Origin of the sequence: Caulobacter sp. DWR2-3-1b2, assembly GCF_049896345.1 — a bacterium.
Taxonomy (GTDB): domain Bacteria; phylum Pseudomonadota; class Alphaproteobacteria; order Caulobacterales; family Caulobacteraceae; genus Caulobacter.
Genome location: NZ_JAFCUC010000009.1, coordinates 33,763 through 57,064, shown reverse-complemented (window position 1 = coordinate 57,064; position 23,302 = coordinate 33,763). Strand labels below are relative to the sequence as shown.

At 65.9% G+C, this 23,302-nt stretch carries 27 protein-coding genes; 16 read left to right on the top strand and 11 right to left on the bottom strand.

Annotated elements, in window-relative coordinates; all coding sequences use genetic code 11:
• Positions 1-10: 10 nt before the first annotated feature.
• On the top strand, positions 11-1,231 hold the full coding sequence (locus ACP694_RS19010) for an acyltransferase family protein (protein ID WP_426015078.1): 1,221 nt from the start codon (positions 11-13) through the stop codon (positions 1,229-1,231).
• On the opposite strand, the gene phhA is transcribed toward ACP694_RS19010, so the two are convergent.
• Together phhA and hspQ are read right to left on the bottom strand one after the other, a co-directional pair.
• Complete coding sequence (phhA, locus tag ACP694_RS19005) at positions 1,189-2,070, bottom strand: phenylalanine 4-monooxygenase (RefSeq protein ID WP_426015076.1); 882 nt, start codon at positions 2,068-2,070, stop codon at positions 1,189-1,191. The genes ACP694_RS19010 and phhA overlap by 43 nt on opposite strands.
• Positions 2,071-2,151: 81 nt before the next feature.
• Positions 2,152-2,481 (bottom strand): heat shock protein HspQ, encoded by a 330-nt coding sequence (hspQ, locus tag ACP694_RS19000; protein WP_426015073.1) that lies wholly within the window; start codon positions 2,479-2,481, stop codon positions 2,152-2,154.
• 160 nt (positions 2,482-2,641) lie between these two features.
• On the opposite strand from hspQ, the gene ACP694_RS18995 reads away from it, so the two are divergent.
• The 8 genes from ACP694_RS18995 to guaA all read left to right on the top strand — a co-directional run bounded on the left by ACP694_RS18995 (position 2,642) and on the right by guaA (position 9,943).
• Entirely contained in the window at positions 2,642-3,766 is a 1,125-nt protein-coding gene (locus tag ACP694_RS18995) for a Ppx/GppA phosphatase family protein (RefSeq protein WP_426015071.1), read from the top strand.
• Positions 3,763-4,470, top strand: coding sequence for an RlmE family RNA methyltransferase (locus tag ACP694_RS18990; protein ID WP_426015069.1), 708 nt, complete (start codon positions 3,763-3,765; stop codon positions 4,468-4,470). The genes ACP694_RS18995 and ACP694_RS18990 overlap by 4 nt, the downstream gene beginning before the upstream one ends.
• 61 nt (positions 4,471-4,531) lie before the next feature.
• Positions 4,532-4,729 (top strand): type II toxin-antitoxin system VapB family antitoxin, encoded by a 198-nt coding sequence (locus ACP694_RS18985; protein ID WP_426015105.1) that lies wholly within the window; start codon positions 4,532-4,534, stop codon positions 4,727-4,729.
• A complete protein-coding gene (locus tag ACP694_RS18980; RefSeq protein WP_426015067.1) occupies positions 4,726-5,097 on the top strand; it encodes a type II toxin-antitoxin system VapC family toxin in 372 nt (123 codons plus the stop codon). Before ACP694_RS18985 ends, ACP694_RS18980 begins: the two co-directional genes overlap by 4 nt.
• An 83-nt stretch (positions 5,098-5,180) precedes the next feature.
• Entirely contained in the window at positions 5,181-6,644 is a 1,464-nt protein-coding gene (gene guaB, locus ACP694_RS18975) for an IMP dehydrogenase (protein WP_426015065.1), read from the top strand.
• Positions 6,645-6,648: 4 nt separating this feature from the next.
• Positions 6,649-7,044 (top strand): MAPEG family protein, encoded by a 396-nt coding sequence (locus ACP694_RS18970; RefSeq protein WP_426015063.1) that lies wholly within the window; start codon positions 6,649-6,651, stop codon positions 7,042-7,044.
• 7 nt (positions 7,045-7,051) lie between these two features.
• Positions 7,052-8,323 carry an RsmB/NOP family class I SAM-dependent RNA methyltransferase gene (locus tag ACP694_RS18965; RefSeq protein WP_426015062.1) on the top strand — a complete coding sequence of 424 codons (1,272 nt, stop codon included), beginning with the start codon at positions 7,052-7,054 and terminating at the stop codon, positions 8,321-8,323.
• Between the two features lie 60 nt (positions 8,324-8,383).
• Complete coding sequence (gene guaA / locus ACP694_RS18960; protein ID WP_426015060.1) at positions 8,384-9,943, top strand: glutamine-hydrolyzing GMP synthase; 1,560 nt, start codon at positions 8,384-8,386, stop codon at positions 9,941-9,943.
• Positions 9,944-10,117: 174 nt separating this feature from the next.
• Here the strand turns inward: guaA and ACP694_RS18955 are convergent, their stop codons facing one another.
• From ACP694_RS18955 to ACP694_RS18945, 3 genes are all read right to left on the bottom strand, one after another.
• Positions 10,118-10,384 (bottom strand): hypothetical protein, encoded by a 267-nt coding sequence (locus tag ACP694_RS18955; protein ID WP_426015058.1) that lies wholly within the window; start codon positions 10,382-10,384, stop codon positions 10,118-10,120.
• On the bottom strand, positions 10,381-10,884 hold the full coding sequence (locus ACP694_RS18950) for a hypothetical protein (protein ID WP_426015056.1): 504 nt from the start codon (positions 10,882-10,884) through the stop codon (positions 10,381-10,383). The genes ACP694_RS18955 and ACP694_RS18950 overlap by 4 nt, the downstream gene beginning before the upstream one ends.
• 82 nt (positions 10,885-10,966) lie before the next feature.
• Entirely contained in the window at positions 10,967-11,911 is a 945-nt protein-coding gene (locus tag ACP694_RS18945; RefSeq protein ID WP_426015054.1) for an MBL fold metallo-hydrolase, read from the bottom strand.
• 78 nt (positions 11,912-11,989) lie between these two features.
• Here ACP694_RS18945 and ACP694_RS18940 point away from each other — a divergent pair, with 78 nt between their 5' ends.
• Positions 11,990-12,763, top strand: coding sequence for a sulfite exporter TauE/SafE family protein (locus ACP694_RS18940; RefSeq protein WP_426015052.1), 774 nt, complete (start codon positions 11,990-11,992; stop codon positions 12,761-12,763).
• A gap of 15 nt (positions 12,764-12,778) precedes the next feature.
• On the opposite strand, the gene ACP694_RS18935 is transcribed toward ACP694_RS18940, so the two are convergent.
• The 6 genes from ACP694_RS18935 to ACP694_RS18910 all read right to left on the bottom strand — a co-directional run bounded on the left by ACP694_RS18935 (position 12,779) and on the right by ACP694_RS18910 (position 18,734).
• Positions 12,779-13,114 (bottom strand): ArsR/SmtB family transcription factor, encoded by a 336-nt coding sequence (locus tag ACP694_RS18935; protein WP_426015050.1) that lies wholly within the window; start codon positions 13,112-13,114, stop codon positions 12,779-12,781.
• Positions 13,111-13,674, bottom strand: coding sequence for a Dps family protein (locus ACP694_RS18930; RefSeq protein ID WP_426015048.1), 564 nt, complete (start codon positions 13,672-13,674; stop codon positions 13,111-13,113). The genes ACP694_RS18935 and ACP694_RS18930 overlap by 4 nt, the downstream gene beginning before the upstream one ends.
• Positions 13,671-16,892, bottom strand: coding sequence for an efflux RND transporter permease subunit (locus tag ACP694_RS18925; RefSeq protein ID WP_426015046.1), 3,222 nt, complete (start codon positions 16,890-16,892; stop codon positions 13,671-13,673). Before ACP694_RS18925 ends, ACP694_RS18930 begins: the two co-directional genes overlap by 4 nt.
• Positions 16,889-17,923, bottom strand: coding sequence for an efflux RND transporter periplasmic adaptor subunit (locus ACP694_RS18920; protein WP_426015043.1), 1,035 nt, complete (start codon positions 17,921-17,923; stop codon positions 16,889-16,891). Before ACP694_RS18920 ends, ACP694_RS18925 begins: the two co-directional genes overlap by 4 nt.
• A 140-nt stretch (positions 17,924-18,063) precedes the next feature.
• A complete protein-coding gene (locus ACP694_RS18915) occupies positions 18,064-18,390 on the bottom strand; it encodes a rhodanese-like domain-containing protein (protein WP_426015040.1) in 327 nt (108 codons plus the stop codon).
• Positions 18,390-18,734, bottom strand: coding sequence for an ArsR/SmtB family transcription factor (locus ACP694_RS18910; RefSeq protein ID WP_426015038.1), 345 nt, complete (start codon positions 18,732-18,734; stop codon positions 18,390-18,392). The genes ACP694_RS18915 and ACP694_RS18910 overlap by 1 nt, the downstream gene beginning before the upstream one ends.
• 157 nt (positions 18,735-18,891) lie before the next feature.
• Between ACP694_RS18910 and ACP694_RS18905 the strand changes: the two genes are divergently transcribed.
• From ACP694_RS18905 to ACP694_RS18880, 6 genes are read left to right on the top strand one after another with little or no spacing between them, the layout of a single operon-like run.
• Positions 18,892-20,190 (top strand): NAD(P)/FAD-dependent oxidoreductase, encoded by a 1,299-nt coding sequence (locus ACP694_RS18905; protein ID WP_426015036.1) that lies wholly within the window; start codon positions 18,892-18,894, stop codon positions 20,188-20,190.
• Positions 20,190-20,651, top strand: a complete 462-nt coding sequence (locus ACP694_RS18900) for a thioredoxin domain-containing protein (protein WP_426015034.1) — start codon at positions 20,190-20,192, stop codon at positions 20,649-20,651. The genes ACP694_RS18905 and ACP694_RS18900 overlap by 1 nt, the downstream gene beginning before the upstream one ends.
• Before the next feature lie 2 nt (positions 20,652-20,653).
• Positions 20,654-20,857, top strand: a complete 204-nt coding sequence (locus ACP694_RS18895) for a YgaP family membrane protein (RefSeq protein WP_426015031.1) — start codon at positions 20,654-20,656, stop codon at positions 20,855-20,857.
• A gap of 5 nt (positions 20,858-20,862) precedes the next feature.
• On the top strand, positions 20,863-22,119 hold the full coding sequence (locus tag ACP694_RS18890) for a TolC family outer membrane protein (protein ID WP_426015030.1): 1,257 nt from the start codon (positions 20,863-20,865) through the stop codon (positions 22,117-22,119).
• Entirely contained in the window at positions 22,109-22,375 is a 267-nt protein-coding gene (locus ACP694_RS18885; RefSeq protein WP_426015028.1) for an ArsR/SmtB family transcription factor, read from the top strand. Before ACP694_RS18890 ends, ACP694_RS18885 begins: the two co-directional genes overlap by 11 nt.
• The gene (locus ACP694_RS18880; protein WP_426015026.1) at positions 22,372-22,995 is read left to right on the top strand and encodes a class I SAM-dependent methyltransferase; all 624 of its coding nucleotides are present in this window, start codon (positions 22,372-22,374) and stop codon (positions 22,993-22,995) included. Before ACP694_RS18885 ends, ACP694_RS18880 begins: the two co-directional genes overlap by 4 nt.
• Positions 22,996-23,302 lie beyond the last annotated feature (307 nt).

Below are 23,302 nucleotides of genomic sequence, written 5' to 3'. Positions count from 1 at the left end.
GGGTGCCCTCATGACCACGACCGTCTCAACCCCGACCCGCCGATACGATCTTGACTGGATTAGGGTCAGTGCGTTCTTCCTGCTGATTCTGTATCACGTCGGCATGTTCTACGTGCCCTGGGAGTGGCACGTGAAGTCGCCTCATCCCGTTGAGACCCTGGAATTGGCGATGTTCGTGACCAATCCTTGGCGGTTGACTCTGCTGTTTCTGGTCTCCGGAGCGGCGACCCGGTTCATGGCAGACAAGACGACGGTAGGTAAATTGACCGGGGCGCGGATGGCGCGCCTCCTGCCGCCGCTGCTGTTTGCCATGTTCGTGATCGTGCCGCCGCAGTCCTACTACCAGGTCGTCGAGTACGCGGCGGCCCACTCGGCGGGGCCTGGCTCGGCCTTCTCCTACGGAGATTTCTGGATCAAGTATGTCACGGGGTCTGGTCACTGGTGTTCGGCGGACGGCTGCCTGACCACCCCGACCTGGAACCATATGTGGTTCGTGGCCTATCTGCTGTTCTACACCCTCGTGCTGGCCGGCCTGCTGCTGATCTGGCGCCGGTTGGGCGAGCACCTGCAAGCCGCCGCCGAACGCGTGTTGAACGGCCCTGGCCTGATCCTGTGGCCCATCGTGTTTCTTGGCCTCGTTCGCGCCTTGCTCTATCCGCGCTACGGCGAAACCCATGCCCTGGTCGGTGACCACTATGTGCACGCCGTGTCGTTCTCGGCTTTCTTGCTCGGCTTTGGCTTGGCCAAGTCGGAGGTTCTTCGCGAACGCCTGATCGCCGCGCGTTGGCTTGCCTTGGGCCTGGCGGTCGCGGCCTATGCCGGATGGGCGACCTATGCCTGGGTCTATCGCGCCGGCACGCCGATCCCGCCGGAAGGTCTGCGTTGGGCGATGCGCTTCGTCTACACGACCGACACGTGGTGCGCGATCGCCGCGATCCTGGGGTTCGGCGCCAAGTATCTCAACCGGGGCGGGCCCATCCTTCGCTACCTTACGGTGGGCGTCTTCCCGTTCTACCTCGTGCACCAGACCTTGATTGTGGTGATGGCTCACCATCTGGCCAAGCTGGGTTTGCCCCAGCCTTTTGAGGCCTTGATTCTGATCGTCTTCACTTTCGCGGGCTGTTTCGCGACCTACGAGATCGTGAGGCGGATTCCAGGCGTGCGCCTGCTGTTTGGCCTCAGGGGCGATCAGTCGCCCGCTGAGGCCAAGAGCCCTCCGGCCTTCGCATAGGCCTGGCTGCCGGTAGTGATCACCCGGTCGGCGCTGATGATCTCGGCGATGCCGAGGTCGGCGGCGCCGGCCAGCCGATCATAGAGCGGGGCGAAATCGCGCAGGGTGACCGCCTGCAAGGACTGGATCGATGGAATGACGAAATAGACCTGCTGGAAATCGTCGATCCGATAAGGCGTGCGCATCACCCGCTCGAGATCGAACCCCAGCCGATTGGGCGAGGCGCTTTCCAGGGCGAACAGCGATTCGGTACGCGACGAGACGATTCCTGCCCCGTAGATGCGCAGGCCAGCCTCGGTTTCGATCAGCCCGAACTCGACCGTGTACCAGTAGAGCCGAGCGAGATTGGCCAAACGTCCCAGACTGAGCGCCCGCTGGCCGCCTTGGCCATAGGCCTGCATGTAGTCGGCGAACACTGGGTCCGTCAGCATCGGCACGTGGCCGAAGACATCGTGGAAAATGTCCGGCTCCTTCAGATAGTCCAGTTGGTCCGCCTTGCGGATGAACTGGCCGGCGGGGAAGCGGCGGTTGGCCAGGTGGTCGAAGAACACGTCATCGGGCACCAGGCCCGGCACGGCCACCACGCTCCAGCCGGTCAGGCGTTGCAGTTCCTCGTTGATCCTATGGAAGTCAGGGATGCCGGATCGGTGCAGGTCAAGGGCGTCGAGGCCGCGCAGGAATTCGTCGCAGGCCCGCCCTGGCAGCAATGCGGTCTGGCGTTCGTAAAGTGTGATCCAGACGTCGTGCTCGGCCTGGGTGTAACTTTCCCAGCCTTGGTCGATTGTCCAATCAAGCCTCGCCCCTGGGGGCGGGCCGCCGCTAAAACCATCCGCGCTCATCCGCGGAGATTACGCCCGCCCAACGGCAAATTCCCTTCGGAATTGCGCGATAGCCGGCGGTCGTCGGCAGAGACGTTGCGTCTAGTGAGAAATTCGGGGGCGAAGCTTGTAGGCGCCCCGATCGAAACTCTCGAAGATCACCGCAGCCTGGGGGTGGCCCACGGGGTCCCCCGTCTGGTCGGCCAGCAGGTTCTGCTCGGAGACATAGGCGACATAGGTGTTGTCGTCATTTTCAGCCAACAGATGGTAGAACGGCTGGTCCTTGGTCGGCCGGATGTCCTCGGGAATGGAATTCCACCACTCCTCGGTGTTGGCGAACACGGGATCGACGTCGAACACCACGCCCCGAAACGGGAAGATCCGGTGTTTGACCACTTGGCCGATCGCGAACTTGGCAAATCTCGAATTCATGCGTGCAGCCTAATCCGAGTCTTCTGACCAGAAGCTGAACGTAGAGTTCCGTTGGCGGATAACAAGGCGACGCCTTTCGGCTGGGGAATCCCGTTGCTATGCTGGCTCTTGAAGTGAGGCGGTTCGGTTCGAATCGTCTGCGAGACAAGGTGGAACAACCATGTCGGAGGCGCAGGTAGCGCCCGGCGCGCCTCAGCCTCAAGGCTCGGGCAGGCGCCGGCCGCCAGGCGAGCAGTCGTGCTATGCGGCGCTCGACCTCGGAACGAACAATTGCCGCCTGCTGGTGGCGACCCCGTCCCCACGAGGATTTCGCGTCGTCGAGGCCTATTCCCGGATCGTCCGGCTAGGTGAGGGGCTTTCACGGAGCGGCCGCCTGTCCGAGGAGGCGATGGACCGCTCGATGGCGGCCTTGAAGGTCTGCGCCGAGAAGATTCGCCGTCGCAAGGTTCTTCGGATCAAGGCCGTCGCGACACAGGCCTGTCGGGGCGCGACCAATGGTCCCGATTTCGTGCGCCGCGTGGCCGAGGAGACCGGCTTGCGCCTGGAGATCATCACGCCGAAGGAAGAAGCCCAACTGTCGGTGGCCGGCTGCATGAGCCTGTTCGACCGCGAGGCCGAGGCGGCGTTGGTCGTCGATGTCGGCGGCGGATCGACCGAGCTGTCCTGGGTTGATCTCAAAGGAGGCGGGCTCGACGCCAAGCCTCGGCAATTCGCCGCCTGGAGGCTGCCGATCAAGGCCTGGCTGTCGATTCCGATCGGCGTGGTCACCCTGGCCGAGCGCTTTCCCGAGGGCGAGCGAGTGGAGGAGGGCTGGTTCCGGGCCATGGTCGATGAGGTCAAGGGCAGGATCGAAGCCTTCCCGCACGCCGAACCGATGCGCGCCCTGTTCGAAAGTGGCCGGGCCCACATGGTCGGCACGTCCGGCGCCATCACCAGCCTGGCGGGCCTGCATTTGGGTCTGCCGCGTTATGATCGCAACGTGGTCGACGGCCTGTGGATGCACCGTCACGAATGCGAGGCGGCGGCCGATCGGCTGCTGACTCTGACAGCCAAGGAACGCGCCTTGGAGCCCTGTATCGGCGCCGACCGCGCCGACCTCGTCCTGGCTGGCGCGGCGATTTTGCAGGCTGTTCAAGAGCTTTGGCCGTGTTCTCGCGTGCGTGTCGCCGATCGGGGGCTTAGAGAGGGGCTTCTGATGTCCCTGATGTCCGACCAGCAGAAGAAGCCGCGCCGGCGTCGGCGCGGCGGCGCGGGTCGCTCCAGGCCCGAGACGGTGAACCCATGAACGACGAGCCCCCCCGCAAGCGCATGGTCAAGCCGCCCGCCGGCGGCAATGACGGCGGCCGGGCCAAGCCGGCGCGCCTGAAGACCGCCTTTGGTCGTACGCCTTCGCAGCAGGCCTGGCTGGAGCGGCAGATCAACGACCCGTTCTCGGCCAAGGCCCGGGCCCTAGGGTATCGCAGCCGCGCGGCCTTCAAGATCAGCGAGATCGACGACAAGCACCACTTCTTCAAGAAGGGCGCCCGCGTCATCGACCTGGGCTGCGCGCCGGGTGGGTGGCTGCAGATGGCCACGGAGCGCGGGGTTACCGACATCGTCGGCGTCGATCTGCTGCCGGTCGATCCCGTCGCGCCCGCGCATATCCTGGAAATGGACTTCACCGACCCGGCCTGTCCGCCCAAGATGCTGGAGTTGTTGGGTGGCGCGCCGGACTTGGTTATGTCCGACATGGCGCCCAATACCGTCGGCCATCGCGAGACCGATCACTTGCGCATTGTCGGCCTGATCGAGATCGGCGCCGATTTCGCGATCGAGGTGCTCAAACCAGGCGGCGCCTTCGTCGCCAAGGCCTTTCAAGGCGGCGAGACGGCGGCGGTGATCGCCCAGTTGAAGAAGAACTTCACCAAGGTCGTGCACTTCAAGCCCAAGGCCAGCCGCAGCGACAGCTCCGAGGTCTTTCTGGTCGCGACGGGGTTCAAGGGGCGCTGATCGTTAAGCATGGATTTTCGCATCGTTTGATGTCATATTTCATGCGAACGTGGAACTGACGATGCGAACCACCCTAGCGCTCGATGACGATCTCTTGGCGCGAGCGACCGCGCTCACAGGCATCGAAGAAAAGACCGCGCTGGTCCGCGAGGCCCTGAAAGCCTTGGTGGAACGTGAAAGCGCGCGTCGCCTCGCTCGCCTTGGCGGAAGCGAGCCCGATGTCGCAAGCGTTCCTCGTCGGCGGCCCGAACCGGCGTGATCCTCGTCGACACGTCGGTCTGGATCGATCATCTCCGAACATCGAACCTCATGCTGACGCGGTTGCTTGAAGACGGACGGGTGATCTCGCATCCCTTCGTGGTCGGTGAGCTGGCGCTCGGCAACCTGCGGAATCGGCGCGAGGTTCTGGAAGCCCTCACGCAGTTGCCGCAGGCCGCCCAAGCGCGAGACGAAGAGGTGTTGGGTTTCATCGAAGCCCATAGCCTCCACGGCGAGGGCGTAGGCTATGTGGACGCTCACCTCCTGGCGGCCGTAAGGCTGACGACTGACGCGAGGCTATGGACAGGTGATCGGCGGCTGCGGGAGCTCGCGGAGCGACTTTCCGTCGCCTTTCACCCCGAAGGGTGAGCGGAATTCGCGTCCTTCACGGCCAAGCGGGTCGACACGGCCGCCTCCCGTAGCTATACGCGGCTCGCAAAATGGAGACTCCAATGGAGATTCGCGAAGGGCTCACCTTCGACGACGTTTTGCTCGAACCCGGTCCGTCCGACGTCATGCCCACCCAGGTGACGACCGAGACCAAATTCACGCGTGAAATCAGTCTGAACATCCCGCTCGTGTCCGCCGCGATGGACACCGTGACCGAAAGCCGCCTCGCCATCGCCATGGCTCAGGCCGGCGGCATGGGCATCCTGCACCGCAACATGACGGTCGATGAACAGGCCGACCACGTGCGCGAAGTGAAACGCTATGAAAGCGGCATGGTCATCAATCCGCTGACCATCCACCCAGACACCACCCTGGCCGAGGTCCGCGAGATCACGGCCCGCCGCAAGATCTCGGGTTTCCCGGTGGTCGAGCGTGGCTCGGGCAAGCTGGTCGGCATCCTGACCAACCGCGACATGCGTTTCGAAGGCGACGACAAGGTCCCGGCCTCGGCGATCATGACCCGCGAGAACCTGATCACGGTGCGTGAAGGCGTCGATCCGCGCGAGGCGCGCGAGCTGCTGCGCAAGCACAAGATCGAGCGCCTGATCGTCGTCGACGACGGCTTCCATGCCGTCGGCCTGATCACCGTCAAGGATATCGAGAAGGCCCAGGCCCACCCGCTGGCCGCCAAGGACGACAAGGGCCGCCTGCTGGTTGGCGCGGCTTCCACGGTCGGCGACGTCGGCTTTGAGCGTTCGATGGGTCTCGTCGACGCTGGCGTCGATGTGGTCGTCATCGACACGGCCCACGGCCACTCAAGCCAGGTGACGGCGGCGGTCTCCCGACTTAAGCGCGAAGCCAACCGCGTGCAGATCGTGGCCGGCAATATCGCCACCTACGACGCTGCGCGCGCCCTGATCGACGCCGGCGCCGACGCGGTCAAGGTCGGCATTGGTCCAGGCAGCATCTGCACCACTCGCATCGTCGCTGGCGTGGGCGTACCGCAATTGACCGCGATCATGGAGGCCGTCCGCGCCGCCAGAGAGAGCGGAACGCCCGTCATCGCCGACGGCGGCATCAAATATTCGGGCGACCTGGCCAAGGCCATCGCGGCCGGGGCCTCGACCGCCATGCTGGGGTCAATGTTCGCCGGCACCGAGGAGGCTCCCGGCGAGGTGTTCCTCTACCAGGGCCGCTCGTACAAGAGCTATCGCGGCATGGGCTCGGTGGGGGCCATGGCGCGCGGCTCGGCCGACCGCTACTTCCAGAAGGAAGTCACCGACAGCTTCAAGCTGGTTCCCGAAGGTATTGAAGGCCAGACGCCGTTCAAGGGCGCCATCGCTCCGGTGCTTCACCAGCTGGTGGGCGGTCTGCGGGCGGCCATGGGCTATGTCGGCGCGCCTGACATCGCCGAGTTCCAGAAGCGGGCTCGCTTCGTGCGGATCACCGGCGCCGGCCTGCGTGAAAGCCACGTCCACGACGTGATGATCACGCGGGAAGCGCCCAACTATCCGAGCGCGGTTTAGAGCCGTGCGGATGGCCTTCGAACTCCAGATGCTGGCGGCAGCCGTGGTGATCGGCCTCGTCCACCTGTTGTGGGCGAGCGCCGCGGCCCAGCCGCAGCGCGGTCTCAAGTGGAATGTCGGTCCCCGCGATACGCCGGTGGAGCTCACGGGAATGGCTGGGCGCCTGCAACGCGCCTTCGCCAATTTCCGCGAAACCTTTCCGTTTTTCGCTGTGGCCGTGCTCGTCGCCTATCTGGGCGGCCGGCTCGGAACGCTGACCTGCGGCGGCGCCGCGCTCTATGTCGGCGCGCGGGTAGTCTATGTCTTTCTCTATGCCTTCGGCGTGCCGGTCATCCGCTCGCTGGTCTGGCTTGCTTCCCTGGTCGGCATTGGCCTGATCCTGGCGGCCTTGGTGATCTGAAAACAACATGCGTGACGGCGGTAGACTGACAGCGGCGATCGAGGTTCTCACCGAGATCGAGACGCGCCATTTCCCTGTACGGATGGCGCTGAAGCGCTGGGGCGAGAGCGCCCGCTATGCCGGTTCGAAGGATCGGGCCTTCGTCTCCGGCCTGGCGCTGGACGCCCTGCGCCGCAAGCGCTCGCTGGGCTGGATGATGGGCGACGACAGTGTTCGCGGCGTGGTGCTGGGCGTGCTGGCCCACGACTGGGCCTGGTCCGTCGAGCGCATCGCCGAGGCGGTCGGCGAAGAGCATGGACCCGGCGTCCTGACCGAGGTCGAACTGGCCGCCATCGCGTCGCCGCGGTCGATCGCCGAGGCGCCCGCCGCCATCGCCGGCGACTATGCTGACTGGCTGGAGCCCTTCCTGAACCGCGCCCTGGGCGAAGACCGGGCGGCCGAGATGGCGGCGCTGTCGCAACGCGCGCCGGTCGACCTCCGCATCAACTTTCTTAAGACCGACGTGCCGCGCGGCGCCAAGGCCGTAGCCGCCATCGGCGCCGAGCCCGCTGGCGTGCTTGAGGCGGCCTTCCGCATTCCTGCGCCGCAAGCCGCTGACCGTACTCCGTCTGTCGAGGCCGTGCCGGCCTTCTCCAGGGGCTGGTTCGAGGTCCAGGACCTGGGCTCGCAGATCGCCGCCGCCACGGCAGGTCCGATCAAGGGCAAGCAGGTGCTTGATTTCTGCGCCGGGGGCGGGGGAAAGACCCTGGCCCTGGCAGCCGCCATGGGCAACAGCGGCCAGATCTACGCTCACGACAGCGACCCCCGCCGGCTGGCCGACACCATCCGCCGCTCGCAACGGGCCGGGGTGCGCAATCTGCAAATCCGCTCGCCGATCGAGGGCGAGCCGCTGAAAGGTCTGGAGAGCAAGCTGGACCTGGTATTTGTCGACGCGCCCTGCACGGGCTCGGGCACGTGGCGCCGTCACCCGGACGCCAAGTGGCGGCTGTCGCCCGATCAGCTGGCCAAGCGCCAGATCGAGCAGGACGCGGTGCTGACCGATGCGGCCGACTTCGTGAAGGTGGGCGGTCGACTGATCTATGTGACGTGTTCGCTGCTGGTCGAGGAGAACGAGGACCGCGTCGCGGCTTTCCTCGAACGCCATCCGGGCTTCTCCACCGTGCCGATTACGCTGGACGGCGTGCAGCAATACCTCACTCCGCAGGGCCATCTGCGCCTGACGCCCAAGGGCGCCGGCACCGACGGCTTCTTCACTGCGGTAATGGAACGCACGGCCTAGTCTTCTCCCGCCGGGGCAGGGGATCCGACACCGAATGACGACACTGAAAAGGACCCGCGCATGACCACTGAAACCCACCACCAGCGCGTCCTGATCGTCGATTTCGGCAGCCAGGTGACCCAGCTGATCGCCCGTCGGGTGCGCGAGGCGGGCGTCTATTGCGAAATCCACCCGTTCGACAAGGCCGAGGCCCTGGTCGACGACTACGCCCCCTCGGCCATCATTCTGTCGGGTGGTCCCGCCAGCGTGCTGGAGGCCGACAGCCCCCGCATCGGCAAGAAGCTGTTCGAGATTGGCGTGCCGCTGTTAGCGGTCTGCTATGGCGAACAATTGCTGTGCGACGTGCTGGGCGGCCAAGTCGAGGGCGGCCATGCCGGCGAATTCGGGCGCGCGGAACTGACCGTGGGCAAGGACAGCCCGCTGTTCGAGGGTCTGGCCGGTGTGGGTCAACTGGAAACCGTCTGGATGAGCCACGGCGACCGCGTCACCGCCATTCCCGAAGGCTTCGAGGTGATAGCCACCTCGACCGGCGCGCCGTTCGCCGCCATCGCCAATGACGCCCGCAAGATCTACGGCGTCCAGTTCCACCCCGAGGTGGTGCACACCGTCAACGGGGCCCAGATCTATCGCAACTTCCTCAAGCTGGCCGGCCTGAAGGGCGACTGGACCATGGCCGCCTTCCGCCAGGAGATGGTCGGCAAGATCCGCGAACAGGTCGGGACCGGCAAGGTGATATGCGGCCTGTCGGGCGGCGTCGACAGCTCGGTGGCCGCCGTGCTGATCCACGAGGCGATCGGCGACCAGCTGACCTGCGTGTTCGTCGACACGGGCCTGCTGCGTCACAACGAGGCCGAGCAGGTGGTGACCCTGTTCCGCGACCACTACAATATCCCGCTGGTCCATGTGGACGCCGGCGACGAGTTCCTGGGCGCCTTGGCCGGGGTCAGCGATCCGGAGACCAAGCGCAAGATCATCGGCGGCAAGTTCATCGACATCTTCGATCGCGAGGCCGCCAAGATCGACGGCGCCGACTTCTTGGCCCAGGGCACCCTCTATCCCGACGTGGTCGAGAGCGTCTCGGCGCGCGGCGGCCCCTCGGCGGTGATCAAGAGCCACCACAATGTCGGCGGCCTGCCGGATTTCATGAAGCTGAAGCTGGTCGAGCCGCTGCGCGAGCTGTTCAAGGACGAGGTGCGCGCCCTGGGCGTCGAGCTGGGTCTGGCGCCGGCCTTCGTCGGCCGTCATCCGTTCCCCGGTCCAGGTCTGGCGATCCGCATCCCGGGCGACATTACCCCCGAGAAGGTCGATGTGCTCCAGCAGGCCGACGCCATCTATCTCGACGAGATCCGCAAGGCAGGCCTCTATGACCAGATCTGGCAGGCCTTCGCCGTTCTCCTCCCCGTGAAAACGGTAGGGGTCATGGGCGACGCCCGCACCTACGAGAACGTGCTGGCCCTGCGCGCCGTGACCTCGACCGACGGCATGACCGCCGACTTTTTCGAGTTCCCGTGGGATGTGTTGGGCAAGACCGCCACTCGGATCATCAACGAAGTCCGGGGGGTCAATCGGGTCGTCTATGACGTTACGTCAAAGCCGCCCGGGACGATTGAATGGGAATGACGGGGCATCGTTTTAGGGCTATCGCAGACTATCAGAAAGTCAGCATAGGTCTCTGAAATAAAAGGTTTTTCGTTCCATAAAGAGCGCTGTTTATCGCCGGCGCTCTTTTCATTTGTCGGCATGGCTGACGGCATCGGGCCGAGGGTTACCCAATTGATCTTATACCAATCGCCCCTAGCGTGAACCTTTGGCCCATTGGCGATGTCCGATGGATTTGATGCGGTCTGGCTCGTCGATGAGGCTGTTGAAGGCTTCGCAGGGGCGCTGGCGCGTATTCAATCTGGCCTGACGTCCGGCACGCCTGTCGAGGTCTGGTTCCAAGACGAGATGCATCGTCATCGTCACCCACAACCTGGGCCAGGCCGCGCGCATCTCCGACAATACCGGCCTCATGTATCTGGGCCGGATGGTGGAGTTCACCCCCACCTCGGAGATGTTCATGAAGCCTCAGGCTCAGCAGACCCAGGACTAATTGGCCGCGTCCCACGGCCGCCCTTCTCGATGGGACAGCCGTACATCAAGGCGACTTTCGCCGTGATGGTCACGGCGCCCTCCGGTGTCGATGACGCCGCCGGTTCGACAACCAGGCCCGGCAGGGTGAGGATCCAGCCGTCGCCCAGGATGTCACGCCCAGGTATGACCCAGAGTTCGGACGTCACACGGATGGAGGCGCGCGGTTTGCCCATCGGACCCGCCGCCTCGGCCCGCACAAGGGTCGGCTCTTTCAGATCCAAGACGGCTTCGAAGCCGGCGGTCGCGCTGTCGGTCACGCCGCCGCCGCGCGTTCTGGGCGCCCGGATGATCCGTTGGTTGTCGCCCGTTCCGCCCTTGGTCAAGCCATTGGCCAGACCCGCCCCGGTGCGCGCGTCCTTCAGCGTGACCGCAACCCCGCCCATGTGATCGCCGATGAATTTGGCGTCGAGCGCCTGGACCCGGACCATGACGCGGGTCGGATCGGCATGGGCGGCGATGGGCCCGGCGGTCAGGGGGCCACGATGGCGAGAAGTTTGGTCATGGCGCTCATCAAACGGCGTTGAGGGGGATCTTTAGGTAACGCACGCCGTTGTCTTCCGGCTCTGGAAGATGGCCGCCGCGCATGTTCACCTGGACGGAAGGCAGGATCAGCCTGGGCATGTCCATGGTTCGGTCGCGCGCCTCGCGCAGCGCCACGAACTCAGCCTGGCTAACGCCCGCGTGAACATGGATGTTGTCTCGGCGTTGAGCGCCGATCGTGGTCTCCCAGGCAAAGACGTCACGGCCCGGCGCCTTGTAGTCGTGACACAAGAAGACGCGGGCTTTGTCGGGAAGCGCCAGCAGACGCAAGATCGAGGCGAACAGCGTCGCCGCATCGCCGCCCGGGAAGTCGCAGCGGGCGGTGCCGTAGTCGGGCATGAACAGGGTGTCGCCGACGAAGATCGCATCGCCGATCACATAGGCCATGCAGGCCGGGGTGTGGCCGGGCACATGCAGGGCGATGGCCCGTAACTCGCCAATCGAAAACGTCTCACCGTCCTTGAGCAGATGATCGAACTGCCGGCCATCGCGAGCAAAGTCGGGTCCCGCATTGAACAGTTTTCCGAACGTGCTTTGAACGTCGACGATATGCTCGCCGATCGCCAGGCGACCGCCCAGAGCGCCTTGCAGATAGGGCGCGGCCGACAGGTGGTCGGCGTGGGCGTGGGTCTCCAACTGCCAGACGACCGTGAGCCCCTGATTCTTGACATGGGCGATGAGTGCGTCGGCCGACCGCTCGGCGGTCCTACCTGAAGCCGCGTCATAGTCCAGGACGCTGTCGATGATGGCGCAAGCCGATGAGGTGGGGTCACGCACGACATAGCTGACCGTGGAGGTCGCCTCGTCGAAGAAGGCTTGCACCAGCGGTCGCGAGACGGGTGCGGCCAGCGCCTGTTCGATAATCGATCTCGCCTTGCTCACGGCAGCGTCGGGCGAAGGGGGCGGCTCGCGCATCACATACTCTCGGGTTTCCTATCGACAGAGTACTTATATGCGAATATATGAATATACAAGTCCCGTCGAGTTGGCCGTATGTCCTTGTTCATGATCGTTTCGGCCCTGATGAGCGGCGTCGTCGTCGGCGCGCTGCTGGGTCTGTTCGGCGGCGGCGGGTCGGTGCTCGCCACCCCATTGCTGCTCTATGTCGTTGGTGTCCACGATCCCCACGTGGCGATTGGAACATCGGCCGCGGCGGTTGCGGTCAATGCCGGGCTTAATCTGGTGGGCCATGGCCGGGGAGGGCGCGTCAAATGGCCGTGTGCGAGCGTCTTCGCCGGAGCCGGACTGATCGGCTCCTTCCTGGGCTCGACCCTGGCCAAGGCTGTCGATGGACAGCGCCTGTTACTGTGGTTCGCCGTCGCGATGGCGGCGATTGCCCTATCGATGATGCGTCGCCCCAAGTCCGAGGGCGATCCGCTGGTCCATATCAGCGTGAGCCTGATGCTAAAGCTGGCGCCGCTGGGCGTGCTGACGGGCCTTGCCGCCGGATTTTTCGGGATCGGCGGCGGGTTTCTGATTGTACCCGGATTGATAGCGGCTACAGGCATGACCCTGGCCAGCGCCACGGCCTCATCGCTGCTGTCGGTCTCGCTGTTTGGCGCGGCCACCTCGCTGAACTATGCCGCCTCCGGACTGATCGACTGGCCCGTCGCGGGTCTCTTTGTCCTGGGCGGACTGGGCGGAGGCGCCCTAGGCGTGCGCGGCGCGGGACTTCTGGCTGGGCGCGCGTTGCTGGCGCGCAGGTTGTTCGCCGCCCTTGTGCTGATGGTCGCGGCCTATGTGGCCTGGAAGACCACGACGGCATGAGGTCGTGATCGAGGCTCAGCGCGTCCCAACCCCGCGATAGACCTCGCACAGCGTCTCAAGCACGCGCATCGCGGCGGGATCGGCCAGTCGATAGAAGATGTTCTGGGCTTCCCGCCGGGTGGCAACCAAGCCCTCGGCGCGCATCTTGGCAAGGTGCTGGGAGGTCGCCGACTGGGCCATTCCAACATGGACCGCCAGATCGCCGACCGAGGCCTCCCCATCGATCAGACGACAGAGGATGAGCAGGCGCTGCTCGCTGGCCAGGAGCTTGAGCAAACGCGCGGCGGCATGGGCGCTGGCGGCGAGATCCTGGACATCATCGACCGGCGAAGAGAGGGCGAGCTTGCTCATGTGCTTAATTTAGAAGATACGCAGAGAGGTTCAAGAGGGCGTTGGGCGGACGCCGACGGTGACCGCCCTGCCTGTCGTCTAGGCCGGGTCGAGAAGGCTGCGCAGCATCCAGGCGGTCTTTCCGAGACCTGCATGCGCTGTGTCAGCAGGTCACAGGTCGGCTCGTCGCTAGCCGCCTTGGCGATCGGGAAGATCCCTCGGGCCGTGCGCGTCACGGTTTCGTGTCCCTTGGCCAGATTGATGATCATCTCGCGCGACGGCGGGACGGCGTCCTCCTCGGCGATGCTGGAGAGCCTGGCGAAGGCCGCGTAGCTGCCCGGGGCGGGATGGCCGAGGGTGCGGATCCGTTCGGCGATGTCATCGACCGCCAAGCCCAGCTCGGTGTACTGGGTCATGAACATGGTGTGCAGGGTCTGGAACATCGGACCCGTGACGTTCCAATGATAGTTGTGGGTCTTCAGGTACAGTGTGTAGCTGTCGGCCAGCAGGTGCGAGAGCCCCTCGGTGATGGCCTGGCGTTCCGGCGAGGCGATGCCGATATCGATGTCCAAGCTCGTCATGTCGACTCCTTGGGAACCTGCGGGCGGTCGTCATCGCGCAGGACGATGTAGAGGGCGGGAATCACCAGCACGGTCAGCACCGTCGATGAGGCCAAGCCAAACAGCAGCGAGATCGCCAAGCCCTGGAAGATCGGGTCGAACAGGATCACCGCCGCGCCGATCATGGCCGCCAGGGCGGTCAGAACGATCGGCTTGAAGCGGATCGCTCCAGCTTCTAGCAACACCTCGCGCAGCGGCCGATCGCCGGTCTGGCTGTGGCGGATGAAGTCCACCAGCAGGATCGAATTGCGCACGATGATCCCCGCCAGGGCGATGAAGCCGATCATCGAGGTGGCGGTGAAGGGCGCCTTGAACAGGATGTGGCCGATGACGATGCCGACCAGGGTCAGGGGGATCGGCGTCAGGATCACCAGCGGCAGGCGGAAGCTCTTGAACTGGGCGACGACCAGCACATAGATGCCAAGGATCGCCACCCCGAAGGCCGCGCCCATGTCGCGGAAAGTCACCCAGGTGATTTCCCACTCACCGTCCCAGAGCACGGTCGGCTTGCTCTCGTCGGTCGGCTGGCCGTTCATGCGAATGTCGGGCCTTTGCAGATTGCCCCAGTCGGCGGTCTTGATCGCCTTATCGACCGCCATCATCCCGTAGATCGGCGCCTCGTAGGCGCCGGCCAGTTCGGCCATGATCATATCGACGTCGCGGCCGTCGCGGCGGAAGATGTGGGTCGATCCGGCCTCCTGGGTGGCGGTGACCACCTCGCCCAGCGCCACGAGCCGGCCACCCTGGCTCTGGGCCACGGGCAGGGATGCCAGACCTTCGCCCCAGCTGCGCGCCGACTGCGGCAGGCGCACCGAAATCTCCAGGGGATCGCGCCCCTCGCCGCGATGGGCGTAGCCGACCACCTGACCGCCAAAAGCCGCGCTGATCGAGTCCAGGACCTCGCGGTCATTGACCTTCAGGGCCTCCAGGCGATCGCGGTCGGGAATCAGGCGCAGGCCGGGCCGAGGCTGGCCGTAGCTGTCGTCGATATCGACGATGTAGGGCACGGACTTGAAGGCGGCCTTGACGCGTTCGGCCACGGCGCGCCGCGTCTTGGCGTCGGGACCATAGATCTCGGCCAGCAGGGTGGCCATCACCGGCGGTCCGGGCGGGGCCTCGACCACCTTGATCGAGGCCCCGCCCGGCAGCACAACCTTGGCCAGCCGCTCGCGCAGGTCCAGCGCCACGGCGTGGCTGGAGCGCTTGCGCCCGCCCTTTTCGGCCAAGGCGACCGATAGATCGCCCTGGTCGGGGCGATTGCGCAGATAGTAGTGGCGCACCAGGCCGTTGAAATTGAAAGGCGAGGCCGTGCCCGCATAGGCGTCGATCGCCGTGACCTCGGGCAGGGCGCGGGTGATCACCGCCGCGTCGGACAAGGCTCGGGCCGTGGCCTCCAGCGAGGTTCCCTCCGGCATGTCCAACACCACCTGCAGCTCCGACTTGTTGTCGAACGGCAGCAGTTTCACCGTCACGGTCTTGGTGGCGAACATGGCGCAGGCCAGCAGGGTGGCTAGGCCCACGCCGATCAGGAAGGTCCAGGCGCTCTTGCGCGTGGCGATGACCCGGCCCGCGACCTGGCGATAGAGTCCGCCAAGCTTGCCGCCACCGTCGTGGCCGCCCTTGGCGCCATGGCCGTCGGCGTTTAGCGTCTTGCGGGCGAAACGCACCATCAGCCAGGGCGCGATGACCACGGCGACGAAGAATGAGAACACCATGGCCGCCGAGGCGTTGACCGGGATCGGAGCCATGTAGGGACCCATGAGGCCCGAGACGAAAAGCATCGGCAGCAGGGCCGAGACCACCGTCAGGGTGGCGACCACGGTCGGATTGCCGACCTCCGCCACCGCGTCGACCGCCGCATCGATCCGGCTTCGGCCGTCGGCCATCGCCCAATGTCGCGCAATGTTCTCGATCATGACGATGGCGTCGTCGACCAGGATGCCGATCGAGAAGATCAAGGCAAACAGGCTGACCCGATTGATGGTGTAGCCCATCAGGTTGGAGGCGAAGAGGGTCAGCAGGATGGTGGTCGGGATGACCACGGCGGTCACCGCCGCCTCGCGCCAGCCGATGGCCAGGCCGATCAAGACCACGATCGACAGGGTGGCCAAGCCCAGGTGAAACAGCAGCTCGTTGGCCTTCTCGTTTGCCGTGGCGCCATAGTCGCGGGTCACGGCGACATCCAGGCTATCGGGGAGCAAAGACCCCTTCAGGGCTTCGACCCGCGCCAGCACCGCCTGCGAAACGACGACCGCGTTGGCGCCCTTGCGCTTGGCGATGGCCAGGCTGACCGCCGGCGCCTGGCTCCAGCCGCCATCGACGCGGGCATAGCGCCAGGCGCGGGCCTGATCCTCGCGAGGACCCTGGATGACATCGGCGACGTCTCGGACAAAGACCGCCTGGCCGCTCGCGGACGGCAGGGCCAGAAGGCCAATATCAACCGTGCTAGTCATGCTGCGGCCGGCCGTGACGTCGATCGTCTGGCCGCCGCCCCGGATCTGGCCGGCTGGGAAGGCGCGGGTGGCCTGACGCACGGTGTCCATCAAAGCGCCAAGCGACACGCCGTGCTGGGCCAGGCGCGCCGGATCGGGCGCGATGCGGATCTCCTCGGGCCGTCCGCCGACGATGAAGGTCAGGCCGACGTCGTCGACCTTGGCCACCTCGGTCCTCAGCTTGCCGGCCAGCTCATGCAGGGCCTGATCGGTCCATTGGCCGGCGGCGCCGGGCTTGGGCGACAGGGTCAGCACCAGGCTGGGCACGTCGTTGATGCCGCGCGTCTGGATCAGGGGTTCTGCTATGCCAGCGGGAATGCGGTCATAGTTGGCGCGGATCTTCTCGTGGATGCGCACGGCTGCGGCGTCAGGATCGACCCCGACCTTGAAGCGGGCTGTGACCATCACCTGATTGTCGTCGGCAAAAGTATAGACGTGTTCGACCTCGGCGACGCTCTTGACGATCGTCTCCAGCGGCTTGCCAACCAGTTCGATGGCGTCGGGGGCGCGCAGGCCGGGCGCGGCGACCATGATGTCGACCATGGGCACGCTGATCTGCGGCTCCTCCTCGCGGGGGATCGAAATCAGGGCCAGCAGGCCCACGGCGATCGCCGCCAGCAGGATCAGCGGCGTCAGCGGCGACTTGATCGACGCCTTGGTCAGGCGACCCGAGAGGCCCAGGTTCATCGGGCGGCCTCTGCCGGGGTCAGGATGTCGCCGAGGCGCAGGCCCGACAGGATCTCGACGGCGTCGGGTGAGGCGGCACCGCGGGTCTGGATGGGTGATTCCGAGATCACGCCATCAGCCCCGACCAGCCGCGCATAGTCGACGCCGAAACGGGTGGCGACATAACGCCGGGGAATGATGATCGCCTTACGCTCGCCGATCTTGACGGCAGCGCGCACGCGCTGGCCGATCAGGTCGCTGGGCAGGTTGGGCGCGGTGACGTCGGCGGTAACCTGGCCGCTGGTGATCGAAGGATAGATCTGGGTGATGGATCCGCGCGCGGCGACGCCGCGGAGGTCGTCGGCGGCCAGGTCCACGGGGTCGCCGACCTTCAGGGCCCGCGCCTGGCCCTCCGGCAGTTCGATGCGCACGACCAGAGGACCCGCGGTGATCCTGGCGACCGATTGGCCGGGCATCACCACCGAGCCTACCGGGACATTGGCCACCAGGACCCGACCCGAGGCCGGCGCCAGGATCGCGCCCTGGGCGCCAAGTTCGGCGCTGGCCCCGCGCTGGGCGCGGGCGGCTGTCAGGTTGGCGCTGGCGGCCTTGGCTTGGGCCTCCACCTGATCCAGGCGGGCCTGGGCATAGACCCGATGTGAAAAGAGATCACGGGTGCGGGCCAGGTCGGCCCGGGCGCGGGCGGCTTCGGCGGCGGCGGCGGCGACCTGGGCGTCGAACGCCCCGGTCTGCAGCGCCAGCCGGTCATCCTTGATCCGGCCAATCAATTGACCCTGACGGACGACATCGCCTTCCTTGACGCTCAGCGCCACCAAGGTTCCGGCGATCCGCGCCCGGGCGTCGGCCATGTCGCGTGTGGTCAGGGTGGCGGGAACCGGCTTGAGGTCGGCTACGGTCTGGGCGCGGATGGTCAGACGGTCGGCCGCTGGAGCTGTCTTGGCGGCCGGCGCCGGAGCTTCCTTGGATACGCCGCAGGCGCTGAGCAGCAAGGCGACTCCCAAGGCGCTGATCAGATAGGGCCGTGCCATCATGGCGTCCGCTCCAGGGGTTGGTCTTGTGATTGTCGGCTAGAGCATTTCCCGACCTGACTGCGTCAGGCCGTGAGCTCCAATCTTTTGTTTTGACGCATTGTTCTTCACGCGAACCGGAACCACTTCGCTCGAAAAATGCTCTAGCGGACGGTGGGGAGGCCGGCGGCCTTCCAGGCTGTGATCCCGCCGGTCAGGTGGGTGTCCAGCGCATGGCCGGCCTTCTGGCAGTACTCCACGGCAGTGGCCGAGCGCTTGCCCGAACCGCAACTGAACACCACGGACTTGCCGCCGGCGTCCGGCAGGGCCTTGGGATCAAAGCTCGAGAGCGGAATATTGACCGCGCCAGGAATGCGCTCGGCGGCGAACTCGGCCGGCTCGCGCACATCGACCAACAGGATCTCCTGGGCGTCGAGGGCGGTCTTCACCTGATGGGCGGTGAGGTCCTTGGTCTTGGGCGATCCAAACATCAATGCATCTCCTTGAGAGGGGCGGGGTAGGCGGCGGCTTCGGGTACCGCGCAGAACAGGCGCGACAGGGTCTCGACCAGGGCGCGGGCCTGACCGCCGCGAAGATCGTAATAGATGGTCTGGCCATCGCGCCGGGCGCCGACAACGCCATCGCGACGCAGCAGACCCAGATGTTGCGAGGCCAGGGTCTCGCGGACCCCCAAGAGATGGGCCAGCGCGCCAACCGACTGCTCGCCGGCAATCAACGCGCAGACGATCATCAGCCGATGCGGATTGGCCAGCGCCTTGAGCAGGGCGCAGGCGTCGTCCGCAGAGGCCTTGAGGGCGTGAGGCTCTAATTTCATAGTTGCGCATATGCGTCTATTCAAATATTCAGTCAAGGATTGTCGCGATTATCGTAGGGCCGGTCATCACCGTCCGAAGTGATCTGAATCAACGCCGGGCTATCGGATCGAGCGGACCTTGCCGCTCCAAGCCAACGGCTCAGGGAGGAATGAACTCATGGCCAAGCCGCGCATCGTCATTCTGGGAGCCGGACTAGGCGGCGCCATCGCCGCCTTCGAGATCAAGCAGGCCGTCGGCGAAAAGGCGGAAGTCGAGGTGGTCTCGCAGGGCGACACCTTCCACTTCGTGCCGTCCAACCCGTGGGTCGCCGTCCATTGGCGCAAGCGCGAAGCCATCGAGGTCGTATTGCCGCCGGTGTTCAAGAAAAAGGGCATCGCCTTCCGGGGCGTCGGCGCCGCCAAGGTCATGCCCGAGCGTAACCAACTCGAACTGACCGACGGCGTGCTGCTCGACTACGACTATCTGGTGATCGCCACCGGGCCGGAGCTGGCCTTCGACGAGATTGCGGGCCTTGGGCCGCATGGCGGCTTCACCCAGTCGGTCTGTCACGTCGATCATGCCGAGACCGCCGCCGCCGCCTTTGACCGCTTCGTGGAAAATCCCGGTCCGATCATCGTCGGCGCGGTGCAGGGCGCTTCGTGCTTTGGCCCGGCCTACGAGTTCGCGATGATCCTCGACACCGAGCTCAAGCGCCGCAAAATCCGCGACAGGGTGCCGATGACCTTCGTCACCTCCGAGCCCTATGTCGGTCACCTGGGCTTGGACGGGGTGGGCGACACGAAGGGCCTGCTGGAGAGCGAGATGCGCCAGCGGCACATCAAATGGGTCACCAACGCCCGCGTGACCTCGGTCGAAGCGGGCCTGATGCACGTGGAAGAGGTGGCCGATGACGGCGCCGTCAAGGCGACCCACGACCTGCCGTTTGCCTATTCGATGATGCTGCCGGCCTTCAGGGGTGTTGCCGCCGTGCATGGCGTCATGGGCCTGACCAATCCGCGTGGCTTTATTCTGGTCGACAAGCACCAGCGCAATCCGACGTTCCAAAACGTTATGGCCCTGGGTGTCTGCGTGGCCATCGCCCCGACCGGCAAGACCCCTGTGCCGGTCGGCGTGCCCAAGACCGGCTTCATGATCGAGAGCATGGTCACGGCCATCGCTCACAACTTCAAAGAGATCCTGGATGGCAAGCCCGCAACGCACGAGGCGACCTGGAACGCCATCTGCCTGGCGGACTTCGGCGACGGCGGCGTGGTTTTCGTCGCCCAGCCCCAAATCCCGCCGCGCAACGTCAACTGGTCGGCCAGCGGCAAGTGGGTCCATTTGGCCAAGGTCGGGTTCGAGAAATACTTCCTGGCCAAGGTCAAGCGCGGCGAGAGCGAACCGTTCTATGAGAAGCTCGCCCTGGACGTGATGGGCATCCGGAAGATCAAGCCCGGGACGCAAAGGGCGTCGTGATGCGCCAGCTTGTGTGTCCCGCCTGTGGCGCGACCAATCGCGCCCCGGAAGACAAAAACGCCTTGGCGGCCAAGTGCGGCCGCTGCGGCGAGCGTCTGTTCTCCGGCGTTCCGGTCGAGGTGAGCGGCGCGCAACTGGCCGCGCACACCGGCAAGACCCGCGGCGGCGCAGTGCTCGTCGATGTCTGGGCGCCTTGGTGCGGACCTTGCCGGTCGATGGCGCCCCAGTACGCCGCTGCGGCCGTTCGGCTCGAGCCGGAGGTCCGATTGCTGAAGCTCAATTCCGAAGCCGAACCGCAGGCCGCCGGTGCGCTGGGCGTCTCGGGCATTCCGGCCCTGCTGCTTTATCGAGACGGGGTCGTCATCGCGCGGTCCGCCGGCCTGATGAGCGCTGCCCAGATCGTCGCCTGGACGCACCAGGCTCTGGCCCAGGCGAACGCCTCGGCCGAAAAGGGAGGTTGATCATGACGATCGACCGTATGGTTCTGGCCTTCGCCGGCTTGGTCGTTCTGGTGGGCGTCGCCTTGGCCCACTTCGTTCATCCCTGGTGGATCGCCCTTCCGATCTTTGCTGGCCTCAACATGATGCAGGCCGCCTTCACTGGCTTTTGCCCCGCCGCGATGGTGTTCAAGAAGCTCGGCGTCAAGCCGGGCGTCGCGTTCCGGTGAGCCCGATGCGCGCCGTGCTCGCCCTAACCTTGCTGGCCTGCGTCGCCGCGTCTCAGGGCGCTGCGGCCATGACCCTGTCCGAGGCTATCGCCCTGGCGCGACGCTCCAATCCTGGCTTGGCCCAGGTCCAGGCCCAGTCGGAGGCGGCCTCGGCGCGCTTGGCCCAGGCCCGCGCCGGTCGCCTCCCCAGTCTGACCCTGTCGGCCGAAAGCGCCAGCGGGACGACGGACCTTGGCGGCTTCTTCGGCTTTGGTCAGAGCGATGTGTCGCCCCGCGCGGCCTCGCTGCAACTGCGCCAGCCGCTGTTCTCAGGCGGCGGCGTCAGCGCCGCCATCGCCCGAGCCGGGGAGGGCAGGGCCGTGGCTCAGGCCCAGGTCGGCGGCGCGACGGCCCTGCTGAGCGCCGACGTGGCCGCGGCCTATCTCGGGGTTCTCGGCGCTCAAGACATGCTGGTCCTGAGCCATAGCCAGGTCCTGCAGATGGAGACGATCACAAGCCAAGCCAAGTTACGCTTCAACGGCGGCGAAATTCCTCGCACCGACCTTGACCAAGCCACCGCCCGGCAGGCGGAGAGCCGCTCGGGTCTGGCTCGGGCCGAGGGTCAACTGGCCCGCAGTCGGGCCCACTTCGTCTCCGTCGTCGGGGCGGAGCCGGACGACTTGGAGACGGTGGTCACGCCTCCCGCGGCGCCCGCATCGCTCGATGAGGCGATCGCAACGGCCTCCCAATCCAGCCCGATGCTGCTGGCCGCCCAGGCGACCGAGCGCGCGGCTGGGGCCGGCGTTCGCTATGCCAAGGCCGAGCGTCTGCCGAGCTTGGCCCTCACCGCCACCGCCAGCACGGCGCGCGACCAGTTCTTTCCCGGATACAGCGCGGATGGCGTGACGGTCGGCGTCCAGGGGCGCTGGACCCTGTTTTCGGGGGGCGCGGCGAGCGGGCGTATCGAGGAGGCCGGCGCGGAGCTTCGCGGCGCCCGGGCGCGTCTCGATGCGGCGCGGGCCCAGGTTCGCGAAACGGTGATCGGCGCCTGGGGCGATGTCGCCACCGCGCGCGCGGTGATGCTCGCCGCCACCGACCAGGCCGTAGCCGCGACCAGCGCGCTGGACAGCGTGCGCAACGAGGTGCGGGTCGGCCAAAAGCCTATCTTGGATCTTCTCGACGCCCAACGCGAGGCCCTGGCGGCCGCAAGCGCACTGGTCGCCGCACGCGGTGACGTTACGGTCTCGACCTACCGCCTCAACGCGATGCTGCATGGTCAATGAACCGGCGCCGCCGGACGACATCCTGCGGGCGTTGGCCAATATCCATCGCTTGCGAATTCTCCGGGCTCTAGGCGACGGAGCCTTGCGGGTCAGCGATCCGCAGGCCCACCTGCCGCTCCCTCGATCGGCGCTGTCGCAACATCTGACGCGCCTTCGCGATGCGGAGATCGCCTACAGGATCGTCGACGACGGGGCCTTGACCCTGGCCAGGGCGCTCCTAAAAGTAGTGGAACGGCAGGGTGAGCAGCGGCCATGATGTCCTTCTATGATCGCCATATCCTACCGCGCCTTATTGGCTGCGCTTGCGGGGCGAGGGCGATAGCCAAGCTGCGCGCCAAGGTCGTTCCCCAGGCGCAAGGGCGGGTTCTGGAACTGGGGATCGGGGGCGGACTGAACCTGGCCTTTTATGATCCGATGCTGGTTAGCAGCGTCACCGGGGTTGATCCGTCGGAGGGCCTGAGGGATCGGGCCCTGGCGGCGCCGCGTCCCAAAGGCCTCAAGGTCGAGGTCCTGGCGGGGGCGGCCGAGCAACTGCTGTTTGATGACCAAATCTTCGACACTGTCGTCTGCACCTTCACCCTGTGTTCGGTTCATACGCCAGGGGCCGTGCTGGCCGAGGCGCGGCGGGTTCTGAAGCCCGGCGGCCGATTTATCTTCTGTGAGCATGGCCTGGCGCCCGACCCGGAGGTCGTGGCCTGGCAGAGGCGCATCGAACCGTTCTGGACGCCGCTGGCCGGCGGCTGCCGCCTGACCCGTCCGGTCGGCGGGGCGATCATCGCGGCGGGGTTCGTGATCGAGACCCATCAGGCGTTCTATATCCCGAAGGCCCCCAAGCCGTTGGGCTGGTGTGAGCTCGGCGTTGCGCAGCGAGGCTGAGGCGACCCCTTCCACCCAAGCGGTAGCCGTCAGACAATTGGGCGCATCGTAAGGCAGGGTGTGCCGCGGGTGCGCGCCAGCGCTACAAGCGACCCTTTCAATTGGCGAATTTGACTCCTGGCGCCACGAGCCTTGACGCGCCTTTGCGAACGCTATGCTGCCGGCGTGTTCGGTCCTCAACCAATCGTCCGAACCTGGGCCATTCTTGACATCGGACCGTTTGCTTGCGGCAGCACGCGCGACCTTGGCGGGACGAGTTCTGAGGTGAGTTCAGCGCGCGGGACTTGGAAAATGTCGCGATCATACG